The organism is Mesorhizobium sp. WSM4976, from assembly GCF_029625685.1.
In the GTDB taxonomy this organism is placed as follows: domain Bacteria; phylum Pseudomonadota; class Alphaproteobacteria; order Rhizobiales; family Rhizobiaceae; genus Mesorhizobium.
This window is the reverse complement of the sequence record NZ_JARTVT010000007.1, coordinates 202,002-213,950: the sequence shown is the minus strand read 5'-3', so window position 1 is coordinate 213,950 and position 11,949 is coordinate 202,002. Positions and strand designations below refer to the sequence as shown.

The window sequence follows — 11,949 nt, the reverse complement described above, 5'->3', positions numbered from 1 at the left end:
CCCCCCCCTCCCCCCGCCCCCCCCCCCTCCCCACCCCCCCCCCCCCCTCCCCCCCCCCCCCCCCCCCCCCGCCCCCCCCCCCCCCCCCCCCCCCCCCCCGCGCCCCGGGCCCCCCCGCGGCCCCCCCCCCCCCGCCCCGGCCGCGCGGGCCCGCCTCTCCCCCGCTTTGCGGGGTGCGAGGAACCCAAGTCCTGCGAAGGCGCCGTTCTTCCTCACATTGCCGTTGCGAATGGTCGGGAATTTTCATTTTTCTATTGCAGATAAAATATATCCACGATAAAATATATCCATGAATAGGAGATCGGCACCATGAAACTGGGCGATGGCGTTGAGGCGGCCATCCACTGCGCGTCGACGCTGGCCAGCGTCGATGGCAACAGCACCATGCCCGGCGCGGCTCTCGCGGAGTGTTTTGGGCTGTCGCCGAGCTATCTGTTGAAACATCTGAACCAGCTCACGGCGGCGCGCGTCCTGGAATCGGTGCCGGGGCCGGCGGGCGGTTACAGGCTGGCGCGGGCGGCGGAACGTATCACGCTGCTCGATATCGTGCTGGCCGTCGAGGGCAGGGAGCCTGCCTTCCGCTGCGGCGAAATCCGCCAGCGTGGCCCGGTCAAGATCGATGCCTCGGCCTATGTCAAACCCTGCGGCATCAATGCCGCGATGCTCAAGGCGGAGCGCGCCTATCGGGCGGCGCTCGCCGAAGTGAAGCTGTCCGACATCGTGGCGGAATACGCGGCTGAAGGCGATCCGCGATCCTATGCCGCGAGCTGCGCCTTCGTTGAGCGACACCAGCGGCCACAGAAATCCGCTTCATCCAAGCAGATCTAGACCCCTAACCTGCCAAAAACACTGGAAGGAAAGACGATGAAACAGAGATTGCAGTTCTTTGCCAAGGCGCCCGAGATCATGAAGGCGGTGTCGGCGCTCAATAAGGCCGTCGACGAGTGCGGGCTTGAGGTCAGCCTGCTGCACCTGATCAAGCTCAGGGCTTCTCAGATCAATGGCTGCTCATATTGCGTCGAGATGCACAGCCGGGAGGCGAGGCGCGACGGCGAGACCGAGACGCGGCTTTATCTCGTCGCCGCCTGGAAGGAATCGCCGCTGTTTTCAGAGCGTGAGCGCGCCGCCCTCGCATGGACCGAGGCCGTCACGCTGATCGCAGACAACGGCGTGTCGGACGAACTCTATGCCAGCACTCTCGAGCATTTCTCGGAAGAGGAGCTGGTCAAGCTCTCTGTCGCGCTCGGCATGATCAACACCTGGAACCGGCTGTGCGTTCCGTTCCATGCCATTCATCCAATGCCGGCCGCCAAGGCCGCCTGATTTATCCAGCGGCAGCGTGGGCCTGTGACGGGCCCACGCTTTTTCGTTCAATGACGCTGGGCCGAGGCTTCCTGCCGCTGATTGCGAAGATGCTGTGAGCGGCTGCGCTGCTGCGGCCGGGAGCCTCCGGGCTAGGCCGCGAACCGCAGCCCGCCGTCGCAGGTCAGCACCTGGCCGGTCATGAAGCCGTTGGAGACCAGGAAGGCGATCGCCTCGGCGACATCCTCGGCGCGGCCGATGCGGCCGACCGGCGTCTTGCCGGCATATTCGGCAAACACCGCCTGCCGCTGGTCGCCCGGCAAGAAATCCCACCAAGGCGTGTCGATGACGCCGGGCGCCACGACGTTGACGCGCAACGGCTTCAGCTCGACCGCAAGGATCGGCGCGACGGTCAAGAGCATGCCGTTGATGGCGCCGATGCCGGCGATGCCGGGCGTCGCGATCTGCGCCGAGACGGCCGAGATGAAAGTGACCGATCCGGCCTTGTTCAGGGTCGGCAGGGCCGCCTGCAGACAGGACAATTGCGGCCGGATCTTCTCGTCGACGCCGCTGCCGATATCAGCGAGGTCGAGCGTCGCGAACGGTCCCAACCCCTTGCCGCCGCTTGCGGCGAGAACCAGGTGATCGAACGGCCCGAGGTCTTTGAAAAACCGCTGTACTTCATCAGGATTGCCGGCGTCGAACGCTGCCTTGTCGGCTGAGCCGCCCAAGCTCTTCCACGCAGCCTTAAGTTTTTCCTCGTTGCGGCCGGTGATCGTCACTTTCATGCCCGGGCTGACCAGCTTTTTGGCCGTGGCAAGGCCAATACCGGATGAGCCGCCGATGATGACGCAGTGTTCGATGATCTCACTCATAAGTGCTGTTCCTTGGATGTTGCAGAAGATTGTCCGGTCAATTCGAGGCTCAGCGCCCGCAATCGGCGGCGGGCCTTTTCGTCATAGGCCTGGGCATCGGCGCGCGATTCTCGCTGGCCGTCGAAATAGCGGCCGCTGCGCCCTTCGAGAGCGGTGGAGACCGCGAGGTTGAGAATGGCGTCGGCGCCGGTCTCGACCGAGCTCCATGGCGTGACACCGGCCTGCCGGACCATGGTGGTGTCCATGTAGCTTGCTGGATGCAGGGCGTTGACGGTGATGCCGGTGCCTTCGAGCTGTTCTGCCAGATCGACGGTGAACAGGATCTGCGCCAGCTTGCTCTGGCAATAGGCGCGCACGCCGCTGTAGCCATGCGTCAGCATGACATCATCGAAATCGATCGCCTGCTGGCCTGCCGAGGCGACGTTGACGATGCGCGCCGGCGCGCTTGCCTTGAGCAAAGGCAAGAGCTCTGACGTCAGCAGGAAGCCGGCGAGATAGTTGACGGCGAAACGCAGCTCATAGCCGTCTGCGCTCACTTGCCGTTTGGCGCTTTGGCCGCCGGTGCCGACGCCGGCGTTGTTGATCAGGATGTCGAGCCGGTCGGTCCTTGTCCGTACGGCTTCGGCGAGCCGGCGCACATCGGCCAGCGAAGCGAGGTCGGCGGCGAGGAATTCCGCCTTGCCGCCCTTGGCCTCGATGGCGGCGACTGTCACCTTGCCGCGGCCTTCGTCGCGGCCGTGCACCAGCACGCTGGCGCCGGCGGCGCCGAGCCTTTCGGCGACCACACGGCCGACGCCGTCGGTCGAGCCGGTGACGAGAATTGTCTTGTCCTTGAGTTCCATGTTCAGAGCCTCCTTGCGCTGCTCTGAACGCAAAGATGGGACACTGCGCGTATCTCAAACAGTTCAAACTTTATGCTGGTATCAGTACTGCTATAATAGGCGCATGGATGCCATCGCCCATTCCCCTGAAGATCACCGCCGGCGCGAGCTCGGCGCCTTCCTGCGTTCGCGCCGCGAGCGGCTTTCGCCTGATGCCGCCGGCATCGCTTGCGGCGCGCGGCGGCGCACGCCGGGCTTGAGGCGCGAGGAAGTGGCTATGATCGCCGGCGTCGGCACGACCTGGTACACCTGGCTTGAGCAGGGCAGGGACGTGCGGCCCTCGGTCGAGGTGCTGTCGGCGCTATGCCAGGCCCTGCGGCTCGACGCCGCCGAGCAGCGGCATCTGTTCACGCTCGCTGGCCGCCAGCAGCCCGAGCGGCGGTGCATCGTGCAGACAAAGGTCGAAGGGCCGTTGCTGCATATGTTGCACAGCTTGGTGCTGCAGCCCGCCTATGTCGTGGGGCCGCGCTGGGATGTGCTGGCCTGGAACGACGCGGCCGTCGCCATTTTCGGCGATTACGGCCTGTTGGAGGGCGACGCTCGCAACATCCTCCACGGCGTCTTCACCGATCCGCACCGGCGGCACCTTTTGGTGGACTGGGAGCAGTTGGCGCGCGCAACACTTGCCGCGTTCCGCGCCGAGAGCGCGAAATACACCGGCGATCCGGATTTCGAGAGGCTGATCGGGCTGATGATGCGCTCAAGTCCGGAGTTCCGCGAATGGTGGCCGCAGCGCGACGTCGTGCACCGGCTTTCCGGCCTCAAGCATCTGCGCCATCCGATCGCCGGCGCGATGACGTTCGAGCATATGAGTCTGTCGATCGATGACGGCTCAGACATGCGATTGATCGTCTACACACCGCTCGCCGAGCAGAACTCGGTCGCGAAATTGAGCAAGCTCTTGGATGCGCAGACGGCTGAGCGGCGCAGCGCGTAAGGTCGATTGGTGGCAGGCGGAGCCGTCCGAAAGAGGCAGCGGCAAGCCCATCACTTCGTCATCCACGGGCGGAGCAAGGAGCGCAGCGACGCAGCGCAGACCCGAGGATCCATTCCGTGACTTCAACGCGCTTCTGCGGTGCAGAATTCTGCTCCGCTGCGCCCATCGATCAAGGTAACGGAATGGATCCTCGGGTCTCCTCGTCCGCTTCGCCCGTAGATGACGAAGTGATAGACGCCTCGGCCAGTCTCCAAGGTCGGCAACAAGCGGATGATGGACGGGTCGCACCCGCTAAGCCATCTTGTCGACGCTACCCCTTCGGCTTCAACCCATCCAGGAACAACTGCTCCAGGAACCTTGCCGCGTCCTCGAAGCGGCCGTCGCCGCCGCGGTCGGCGCCGAGCACGGCGCGCACCTGGACATCGAAATCGGCATAGTGCTGCGTCGTCGCCCAGATCGAGAAGATCAAGTGCCAGGGGTCGGTGCGGGCGATCTTGCCGGCGCGCATCCAGCCTTTGATGACGGCGGCCTTCTCGTCGACCAGCGTCTTCAGCTCGCCCTCCAGCATTGGCTTGATACGCGGCGCGCCTTGCAGGATCTCGTTGGCGAAGAGCCGGCTTTCGCGCGGGAAGTCTCGCGCCATCTCCAGCTTCCTGCGAATATAGCTCCTGAGCTCCGTCAGCGGGTCGCCAATGTCGTCAAGCTCACGCAACGGCGCCAGCCAGGTGTCGAGCAAGCGCTGCATCAACGTCTCGTGGATGTCCTCCTTGCGGCGGAAGTAATAGAGAAGATTGGGCTTCGACATGCCGGCGGCTTCGGCGATCTGGTCGATTGTCGAGCCGCGAAAACCATTGGCGGAGAAGACTTCGAGCGCGGCTTCGAGGATCAGTTCGCGCTTTTCCTGTTGGATGCGGGTGCGGCGGGGAGCGGAGCCTTCCATTGTGTCGGTCATCCTCGCAGTCCGCTTCGGTCACCGTCTGGACCAATTGTCTGGACCAGTTTTTCCTTGGGCTGTGGAGCGCGCCTTTGATGCCGCATTTCCGCTAGTAATCTCCTGACCGCCGACAGGCGGCGCTAACGTTTGTCCAACCGGTCAAAATTTGCGTAGCACGAAAATGCAGCGAAGACCAAGCGTTGGCCGAATCGAAACAGGTTACAAGGGGAAGTCTTGGTCATGTCCAACCGGCTGAAAGTCACGCCGAACGATCTCAGCGCATTCTGGATGCCGTTCACGGCAAACCGGCAGTTCAAGCAGGCGCCGCGCATGTTCGTGTCCGCCAAGGACATGCATTACACGACCAGCGACGGCCGCAAGGTGCTCGACGGCACCGCTGGCCTGTGGTGCGTGAACGCCGGCCATTGCCGGCCGAAGATCACCGAGGCGATCCAGACCCAGGCCGCCGAGCTCGATTATGCGCCGGCCTTCCAGATGGGCCACCCGATCGTGTTCGAACTGGCGAACCGGCTGGTCGACATCGCGCCGAAAGGCATGGACCATGTCTTCTTCACCAATTCCGGTTCGGAATCGGTCGAGACCGCGCTCAAGATGGCGATCGCCTACCACCGTGTCAGGGGCGAGGGCTCGCGCACCCGGCTGATCGGTCGCGAGCGCGGCTACCACGGCGTCAATTTCGGCGGCATCTCGGTCGGCGGCATCGTCTCCAACCGCAAGATGTTCGGCACGCTGCTCGGCGGCGTCGACCATCTGCCGCACACGCACCTGCCGGAGAAGAACGCCTTCTCGAAGGGCGTGCCGGAGCATGGCGCGGAATTAGCGAACGATCTCGAGCGGCTGATTGCGCTACATGACGCTTCGACCATCGCGGCCGTCATCGTCGAGCCGGTCGCCGGCTCCACCGGTGTCATCCTGCCGCCAAAGGGCTATCTGCAGAAGCTTCGGGAAATCTGCACGAAGCACGGCATTTTGTTGATTTTCGATGAAGTGATCACCGGCTTCGGCCGCCTCGGCGCGCCGTTCGCGGCGGACTATTTCGGCGTCACCCCTGACATCATGACCACCGCCAAGGGCGTCTCCAACGGCGTCATCCCGATGGGCGCGGTGTTCGTGAAGAAGGAAATTCACGACGCCTTCATGACCGGCCCGGAGCACATGATCGAGTTCTTCCACGGCTATACCTATTCGGGCAATCCGATCGCCTGCGCCGCCGCGCTCGGCACGCTGGACACCTACAAGGAAGAGGGCCTTCTGACCCGCGGCGAGGAGCTGGCGCCTTACTGGGAAGACGCGCTGCATTCGCTCAAGGGCGAGCCACATGTCATCGACATCCGCAACATCGGCCTGATCGGCGCGATCGAGCTGGCGCCGATCGCCGGCAGCCCGACCAAGCGTGCGTTCTCGGCCTTCGTGAAGGCCTTCGAGCGCGGCGCGCTGATCCGCACCACCGGCGACATCATCGCGCTGTCGCCGCCGCTGATCATCACCAAGGGCCAGATCAACGAGCTGATCGACCACGTTCGCGATGTGCTGAGGTCGATCGACTGACAGGCCGGCGCGGACATCCTTTCCGTCGAGGGGAGGGTGTCCGTGAAGCGGGCTGGGCGAGGTCGGCGGAGATGCGCCGGCCTCGACAGCGGTGCAATTCAGGCAGGCTGCGCGCCGATGCCGGTCAGGATCACCCGCTTGATGTTCTCCTTGGCTTCCCGCCATTGCCGGTCCGAGAGCGGCTTGCCGCCGTTCAGCGTCTCGATCTGGTGGCCGAAATCGGCGTAATGCTGGGTCGTGGCCCAAAGCATGTAGAGCAGATGCCGCGGATCCACCGGGTCCATCTTGCCTTCCTCGATCCAGCGCCTGATGATCTCGACGCGGCCGTCGGTCCATTCGCGCAGGATCGATTCCATATAGTCCTGCAGCACCGGCGCGCCGTGCATCACTTCCGAGGCCCAGACCTTGGATCCGTCGGGGTGGCGGCGCGATATTTCCATCTTGGCGTCGATATAGGCGCTGATACCGTCTATCGGCCCGCGCGCGGCGTCGAAGCAATTGGCCGCCTGCAGCCAGATCTCGAAAATGTTCTGGACGACGGACCGGTAGAGCTCTTCCTTGGTGGCGAAATAATAGTGGAGATTTGCCTTTGGCAGCCCCGCCAGATCGGCGATCAGCTGCATCGTGGCGCCGCCGAATCCGGCCTCCGCAAACACCTTTTCGGCGGCGAGCAGAATGGCCTTTTCATTCTCCCGCCTTATGTCCTGGCGCCGCATCGGACGGGTGGATTCGGTCATGTCTCCCCCAAGATTCTCGTTGACCGCTTGGTCAGCTTGTGTAGTCTGAAAGCTGACCATACGGTCAGGATGCAAACCACTCAAGGGGCGACAAGACCCCGGATGTAAATGGGAACCGCAAATGGCCGCGCCCGGCGAGAATCTGCGAATCAATTCAGACCGCTTGTGGGACTCCCTGATGGAGATGGCGAAGATCGGCCCCGGCATCGCCGGCGGCAACAATCGCCAGACGCTCACCGATTCCGACAAGGAGGGCCGCGCGCTTTTCAAGTCCTGGTGCGATGCGGCCGGGCTCTCGATGGGTGTCGACCAGATGGGCACCATGTTCATGACGCGCCCAGGCACCGATCCGGACGCGCTGCCGGTCTATGTCGGCTCCCATCTCGATACGCAGCCTACCGGCGGCAAGTATGACGGCGTGCTTGGCGTGCTCTCGGGCCTCGAAGTTGTGCGTTCGCTCAACGATCTCGGCATCAAGACGAAACATCCGATCGTCGTCACCAACTGGACGAATGAGGAGGGCGCGCGTTTCGCGCCGGCCATGCTTGCCTCCGGCGTGTTCGCCGGCGTGCATACGCAGGACTATGCCTATGCCCGCAAGGATCTGGACGGCCTGACCTTCGGCGACGAGCTGAAGCGGATCGGCTGGGTTGGCGACGAGAAGGTCGGCGCGCGCAAGATGCATGCCTATTTCGAGTACCACATCGAGCAGGGGCCGATCCTGGAGGCCGAGAACAAGCAGATCGGCGTGGTGACGCACTGCCAGGGCCTGTGGTGGCTGGAATTCACGCTGACGGGCAAGGAGGCGCATACCGGCTCGACGCCGATGAACATGCGCGTCAATGCCGGCCTCGCCATGGCCCGCATCCTGGAGATGGTGCAGGCGGTGGCCATGGAAAACCAGCCTGGCGCCGTCGGCGGCGTCGGGCAGGTGAAGTTTTCGCCCAATTCGCGCAACGTTTTGCCGGGCACCGTCGTCTTCACCGTCGACATCCGCTCGCCGGATCAGGCGAAGCTCGACGGCATGCGCGCGCGCATCGAGAAGGAAGCGCCGAAGATCTGCGAGGCGCTCGGAGTCAAGTGCTCGGTCGAGGCGGTCGGCCATTTCGATCCGATAACCTTCGATCCGACGCTGGTCGGCCGCGTGCGCACAGCCGCCGAAAAGCTGGGCTACAGCCACATGAACATCATCTCGGGCGCCGGCCACGATGCCTGCTGGGCGGCCAAGGTCGCGCCCGCGACCATGGTGATGTGCCCCTGCGTGGGCGGTCTCAGCCACAACGAGGCCGAGGAAATCTCCAAGGAATGGGCCGCGGCGGGCGCCGACGTGCTGTTCCACGCGGTGGTCGAAACGGCGGGGATCGTCGAGTGACCGACTAGACCAAATCACCTCGCAACGCCGCTCGCAAAGAAGCGCGAAAGAACAGGGGAACAGATATGACCAAAGTCATCCGAAACGGCATCGTCGTGACGGCCGACCGCACGTGGAAGGCGGACGTGCTGATGCAGCACGGCAAGATCGTCGCCATCGGCTCCAATCTGCATGGCGACCACGAGTTCGACGCCACCGGCTGCTATGTCATGCCGGGCGGCATCGACCCGCACACCCATCTCGAAATGCCTTTCATGGGCACCTATTCGGCCGACGATTTCGAATCAGGCACGCGCGCCGCGCTGTCGGGCGGCACGACGATGGTGGTCGATTTCTGCCTCCCGGCGCCGCAGCAGTCGCTCTTGGAAGCGCTGCAGATGTGGGACAACAAGACCTCGAAGGCGTCGTGCGACTATTCCTTCCACATGGCGATCACCTGGTGGGGCAAGCAGGTGTTCGACGAGATGGCGACGGTGGTCGACAGGGGCATCACCTCGTTCAAGCACTTCATGGCCTATAAGGGCGCGCTGATGGTGGACGACGACGAGATGTATGCGTCGTTCCAGCGTTGCGCCGACCTCGGCGCGTTGCCGCTCGTTCATGCCGAGAACGGCGATGTGGTGGCCGCGCTTTCGCAAAAGCTTCTGGCCGCCGGCAACAACGGCCCTGAGGGGCACGCCTATTCGCGCCCGCCCGAGGTGGAAGGCGAGGCGACAAACCGGGCCATCATGATCGCCGACATGGCCGGCGTGCCGCTCTATGTCGTGCATGTCTCCTGCGAGCAGAGCCACGAGGCGATCCGCCGCGCCCGGCAGAAGGGCATGCGCGTGTTCGGTGAGCCGCTGATCCAGCACCTGACGCTCGACGAGACCGAATATTTCAACAAGGACTGGGACCATGCTGCGCGCCGCGTTATGAGCCCGCCCTTCCGCAGCAAGTGGCATCAGGATTCGCTCTGGGCAGGTCTGCAGGCCGGCTCGCTGCAGGTGGTGGCGACCGACCACTGCTCCTTCACCACCAAGCAGAAACGCAACGGCATCGGCGACTTCACCAAGATCCCGAACGGCACCGGAGGGCTCGAGGACCGCTTGCCGGTTCTGTGGACCACTGGCGTCAACACCGGCCGCCTGACGATGAACGAGTTCGTCGCGGTGACCTCGACCAACATCGCCAAGATCCTCAACATGTATCCGAAGAAGGGCGCGATCGTCGAAGGCGCCGACGCCGACATTATCGTGTGGGATCCGAAGCGCAAAAAGACGATCTCGGCCAAGAAGCAGCAGTCGGTGATCGACTACAACGTCTTCGAAGGTTTCGAGGTGACCGGGCTGCCGCGCTTCGTCTTCTCGCGCGGCGAACTCTCGATCGAGGAAGCGGACGTCAAGGCCAAGGCCGGCCATGGCGAGTTCGTCGCCCGTGAGCCGAACGCCGCGGTCAACCGGGCGCTGTCAACCTGGAAGGAAATTTCCGCGCCGCGCAAGGTGGAGCGCACCGGCATCCCGGCAACCGGGGTCTGATCATGCGGGCGCTTCACCTTGCGATCGCGGCGGCCGCGATGCTGTCTGCCGGCCAGACGCTCGCGGCCGGCATCGACCTCTCCAAGCCGTACGGCGACAAATATGGCTGCATCAACCGGAACGGTCAGCAAGTGGCCGCCGACAAGATGCTGCTCCTCACCGACAAGGAACTGATCACGGCGGCCAGTGCCTGCACCTTCAGCGACAAGCAGGCCCAGGCCGACGGATCGCTGGTGGTGACGGCAAAATGCGAGGCGGAGGGCGAAGAGGGACAGGCGCCGACCAAGTTCGCCATCAAGCGCAGCGCGAAGAATGCGAAGAAGCTGGTGGTGGCCGACGAGGACGGCAATGTGATGGGCGAAGTCGCGCGATGCAAATGACGGCCATCCCGTCAGGGTCACGCGACAAGTCCATCCAGTTCCGGCAGCAGGACGACGCTTTCCTGTTCGTTGGGATCGGTGCGGGCGATGACCGCGGAAGACGGCGCCCCGCTCAGATTGGCCGGCAGATGCGGCACGCCGGCTGGAATGTAGAAGAGGTCGCCGGCCTTGACGATGATGTGGTGTTCGAGCCGGTCGCCATACCAGGTGTGGACTTCGCCCGAGAGCACGTAGATGGCCGTCTCGTGGCTTTCATGCATGTGCGCCTTGGCGCGGGCGCCGGGCGGCATGGTGAGAAGATGCATGCAGATGCCGGAAGAGCCGACGGTCTCGGCGGCGATGCCGGCGAAATAGCTCAGCCCCTGCTTGCCCTGGTAGGTGCTTTCGGGGCGAACGAGATGACAGGTGGGTTTAGGCGACATCGGCAAGGCTCCGGGCGGCGTCGATCGAGTGGGACAGGACGAGTGGAAAGCAAGACTATTACAAAATCAACCGGATTTCGGACGGTGCGGCAGCGGCTGCGAAAGGCAGGTAGCAGCCAATGAGCGAACAGCCGCCAGCCGTCGTTTCGGCAAGCAAGCTCGGCCTCACCTTCCAGACCAATGACGGTCCCGTGCAGGCGCTGTCCAATGTCGATCTTACCATCGGCAAGGGCGAGTTCGTCTCCTTCATCGGCCCGTCCGGCTGCGGCAAGACGACTTTGCTGCGCGTCATCGCCGATCTGGAAAGAGCGACATCCGGAACGATCTCCGTCAACGGCATGACACCCGAGCAGGCGCGCGAGAAGCGCGCCTACGGCTATGTCTTCCAGGCGGCGGCCCTGTTTCCATGGCGCACCATCGAGCGCAATGTCGGATTGCCGCTGGAGATCATCGGCCTATCCCAGGCCGAGCAGGTTGAGCGCATCAAGCGCACGCTGGCGCTGGTCAACCTCTCGGGCTTCGAGAAGAAATATCCCTGGCAGCTTTCCGGCGGCATGCAGCAGCGCGCCTCGATCGCACGCGCCTTGGCATTCGACGCGGACCTTTTGTTGATGGACGAGCCGTTCGGCGCGCTGGACGAGATCGTGCGCGACCATCTGAACGAGCAGCTTCTCGACCTTTGGGCGCGGACCAACAAGACGATCTGCTTCGTCACCCATTCGATTCCCGAGGCGGTGTATCTGTCGACGCGCATCGTGGTGATGTCGCCGCGGCCGGGCCGCGTCACCGACATCATCGAATCGACGCTGCCGAAGGAGCGGCCGCTCGACATCCGCGAGACGCCGGAATTCCTGGCGATCGCCGCGCGTGTGCGCGACGGCCTGAGGGCTGGGCACAGCTATGATGACTGAGGGGAGGGCGAATGAGTGCGGACGAGGCCGCCACGCCTTCGTCATCCTAGGGCGGAGCGAGGCGAAGCGGAGCGCAGACCCTAGGATCCATGCCGTGACGTCGGCCGAAGGG

General features: G+C 64.0%; 13 protein-coding genes. 8 read left to right on the top strand and 5 right to left on the bottom strand.

What is annotated here, in order from left to right; translation table 11 throughout:
* Nucleotides 1–309 precede the first annotated feature (309 nt).
* Both P9272_RS11160 and P9272_RS11155 read left to right on the top strand, forming a co-directional pair.
* On the top strand, nucleotides 310–828 hold the full coding sequence (locus P9272_RS11160; protein WP_278160578.1) for an Rrf2 family transcriptional regulator: 519 nt from the start codon (nucleotides 310–312) through the stop codon (nucleotides 826–828).
* Nucleotides 829–864: 36 nt separating this feature from the next.
* Entirely contained in the window at nucleotides 865–1,323 is a 459-nt protein-coding gene (locus tag P9272_RS11155; protein WP_128256414.1) for a carboxymuconolactone decarboxylase family protein, read from the top strand.
* A 131-nt stretch (nucleotides 1,324–1,454) separates the two neighbouring features.
* Here P9272_RS11155 and P9272_RS11150 read toward each other — a convergent pair whose 3' ends face one another.
* Both P9272_RS11150 and P9272_RS11145 read right to left on the bottom strand, forming a co-directional pair.
* Nucleotides 1,455–2,177 (bottom strand): SDR family oxidoreductase, encoded by a 723-nt coding sequence (locus P9272_RS11150; protein ID WP_128256413.1) that lies wholly within the window; start codon nucleotides 2,175–2,177, stop codon nucleotides 1,455–1,457.
* A complete protein-coding gene (locus P9272_RS11145; RefSeq protein ID WP_278160577.1) occupies nucleotides 2,174–3,019 on the bottom strand; it encodes an SDR family NAD(P)-dependent oxidoreductase in 846 nt (281 codons plus the stop codon). The genes P9272_RS11150 and P9272_RS11145 overlap by 4 nt, the downstream gene beginning before the upstream one ends.
* 103 nt (nucleotides 3,020–3,122) lie before the next feature.
* On the opposite strand from P9272_RS11145, the gene P9272_RS11140 reads away from it, so the two are divergent.
* Nucleotides 3,123–3,995 carry a helix-turn-helix transcriptional regulator gene (locus tag P9272_RS11140; RefSeq protein ID WP_278160576.1) on the top strand — a complete coding sequence of 291 codons (873 nt, stop codon included), beginning with the start codon at nucleotides 3,123–3,125 and terminating at the stop codon, nucleotides 3,993–3,995.
* A gap of 310 nt (nucleotides 3,996–4,305) precedes the next feature.
* Here P9272_RS11140 and P9272_RS11135 read toward each other — a convergent pair whose 3' ends face one another.
* Nucleotides 4,306–4,935: a TetR family transcriptional regulator C-terminal domain-containing protein gene (locus tag P9272_RS11135; protein ID WP_095769027.1), complete on the bottom strand. Its 630-nt coding sequence runs from the start codon at nucleotides 4,933–4,935 to the stop codon at nucleotides 4,306–4,308.
* Between the two features lie 234 nt (nucleotides 4,936–5,169).
* Here P9272_RS11135 and P9272_RS11130 point away from each other — a divergent pair, with 234 nt between their 5' ends.
* The gene (locus P9272_RS11130) at nucleotides 5,170–6,498 is read left to right on the top strand and encodes an aspartate aminotransferase family protein (protein WP_128256410.1); all 1,329 of its coding nucleotides are present in this window, start codon (nucleotides 5,170–5,172) and stop codon (nucleotides 6,496–6,498) included.
* 98 nt (nucleotides 6,499–6,596) lie between these two features.
* Here P9272_RS11130 and P9272_RS11125 read toward each other — a convergent pair whose 3' ends face one another.
* The gene (locus P9272_RS11125) at nucleotides 6,597–7,235 is read right to left on the bottom strand and encodes a TetR/AcrR family transcriptional regulator (protein WP_128256409.1); all 639 of its coding nucleotides are present in this window, start codon (nucleotides 7,233–7,235) and stop codon (nucleotides 6,597–6,599) included.
* 121 nt (nucleotides 7,236–7,356) lie between these two features.
* Between P9272_RS11125 and P9272_RS11120 the strand changes: the two genes are divergently transcribed.
* From P9272_RS11120 to P9272_RS11110, 3 genes are all read left to right on the top strand, one after another.
* Nucleotides 7,357–8,607, top strand: coding sequence for a Zn-dependent hydrolase (locus P9272_RS11120; RefSeq protein ID WP_278160575.1), 1,251 nt, complete (start codon nucleotides 7,357–7,359; stop codon nucleotides 8,605–8,607).
* Nucleotides 8,608–8,672: 65 nt separating this feature from the next.
* Nucleotides 8,673–10,124 (top strand): dihydropyrimidinase, encoded by a 1,452-nt coding sequence (gene hydA, locus P9272_RS11115; protein ID WP_278160574.1) that lies wholly within the window; start codon nucleotides 8,673–8,675, stop codon nucleotides 10,122–10,124.
* 2 nt (nucleotides 10,125–10,126) lie between these two features.
* Nucleotides 10,127–10,504 (top strand): hypothetical protein, encoded by a 378-nt coding sequence (locus tag P9272_RS11110; RefSeq protein ID WP_278160573.1) that lies wholly within the window; start codon nucleotides 10,127–10,129, stop codon nucleotides 10,502–10,504.
* Between the two features lie 17 nt (nucleotides 10,505–10,521).
* On the opposite strand, the gene P9272_RS11105 is transcribed toward P9272_RS11110, so the two are convergent.
* Nucleotides 10,522–10,932 carry a cupin domain-containing protein gene (locus P9272_RS11105; protein WP_278160572.1) on the bottom strand — a complete coding sequence of 137 codons (411 nt, stop codon included), beginning with the start codon at nucleotides 10,930–10,932 and terminating at the stop codon, nucleotides 10,522–10,524.
* Between the two features lie 113 nt (nucleotides 10,933–11,045).
* On the opposite strand from P9272_RS11105, the gene P9272_RS11100 reads away from it, so the two are divergent.
* Complete coding sequence (locus P9272_RS11100) at nucleotides 11,046–11,837, top strand: ABC transporter ATP-binding protein (RefSeq protein WP_042637335.1); 792 nt, start codon at nucleotides 11,046–11,048, stop codon at nucleotides 11,835–11,837.
* Nucleotides 11,838–11,949: the final 112 nt, after the last annotated feature.

Coding starts and splice junctions, on each gene's coding strand:
- P9272_RS11160 (WP_278160578.1), top strand. CDS start 310: ATGAAACTGGGCGATGGCGTTGAGGCGGCCATCCACTGCGCGTCGACG.
- P9272_RS11155 (WP_128256414.1), top strand. CDS start 865: ATGAAACAGAGATTGCAGTTCTTTGCCAAGGCGCCCGAGATCATGAAG.
- P9272_RS11150 (WP_128256413.1), bottom strand. CDS start 2,177: ATGAGTGAGATCATCGAACACTGCGTCATCATCGGCGGCTCATCCGGT.
- P9272_RS11145 (WP_278160577.1), bottom strand. CDS start 3,019: ATGGAACTCAAGGACAAGACAATTCTCGTCACCGGCTCGACCGACGGC.
- P9272_RS11140 (WP_278160576.1), top strand. CDS start 3,123: ATGGATGCCATCGCCCATTCCCCTGAAGATCACCGCCGGCGCGAGCTC.
- P9272_RS11135 (WP_095769027.1), bottom strand. CDS start 4,935: ATGGAAGGCTCCGCTCCCCGCCGCACCCGCATCCAACAGGAAAAGCGC.
- P9272_RS11130 (WP_128256410.1), top strand. CDS start 5,170: ATGTCCAACCGGCTGAAAGTCACGCCGAACGATCTCAGCGCATTCTGG.
- P9272_RS11125 (WP_128256409.1), bottom strand. CDS start 7,235: ATGACCGAATCCACCCGTCCGATGCGGCGCCAGGACATAAGGCGGGAG.
- P9272_RS11120 (WP_278160575.1), top strand. CDS start 7,357: ATGGCCGCGCCCGGCGAGAATCTGCGAATCAATTCAGACCGCTTGTGG.
- hydA (WP_278160574.1), top strand. CDS start 8,673: ATGACCAAAGTCATCCGAAACGGCATCGTCGTGACGGCCGACCGCACG.
- P9272_RS11110 (WP_278160573.1), top strand. CDS start 10,127: ATGCGGGCGCTTCACCTTGCGATCGCGGCGGCCGCGATGCTGTCTGCC.
- P9272_RS11100 (WP_042637335.1), top strand. CDS start 11,046: ATGAGCGAACAGCCGCCAGCCGTCGTTTCGGCAAGCAAGCTCGGCCTC.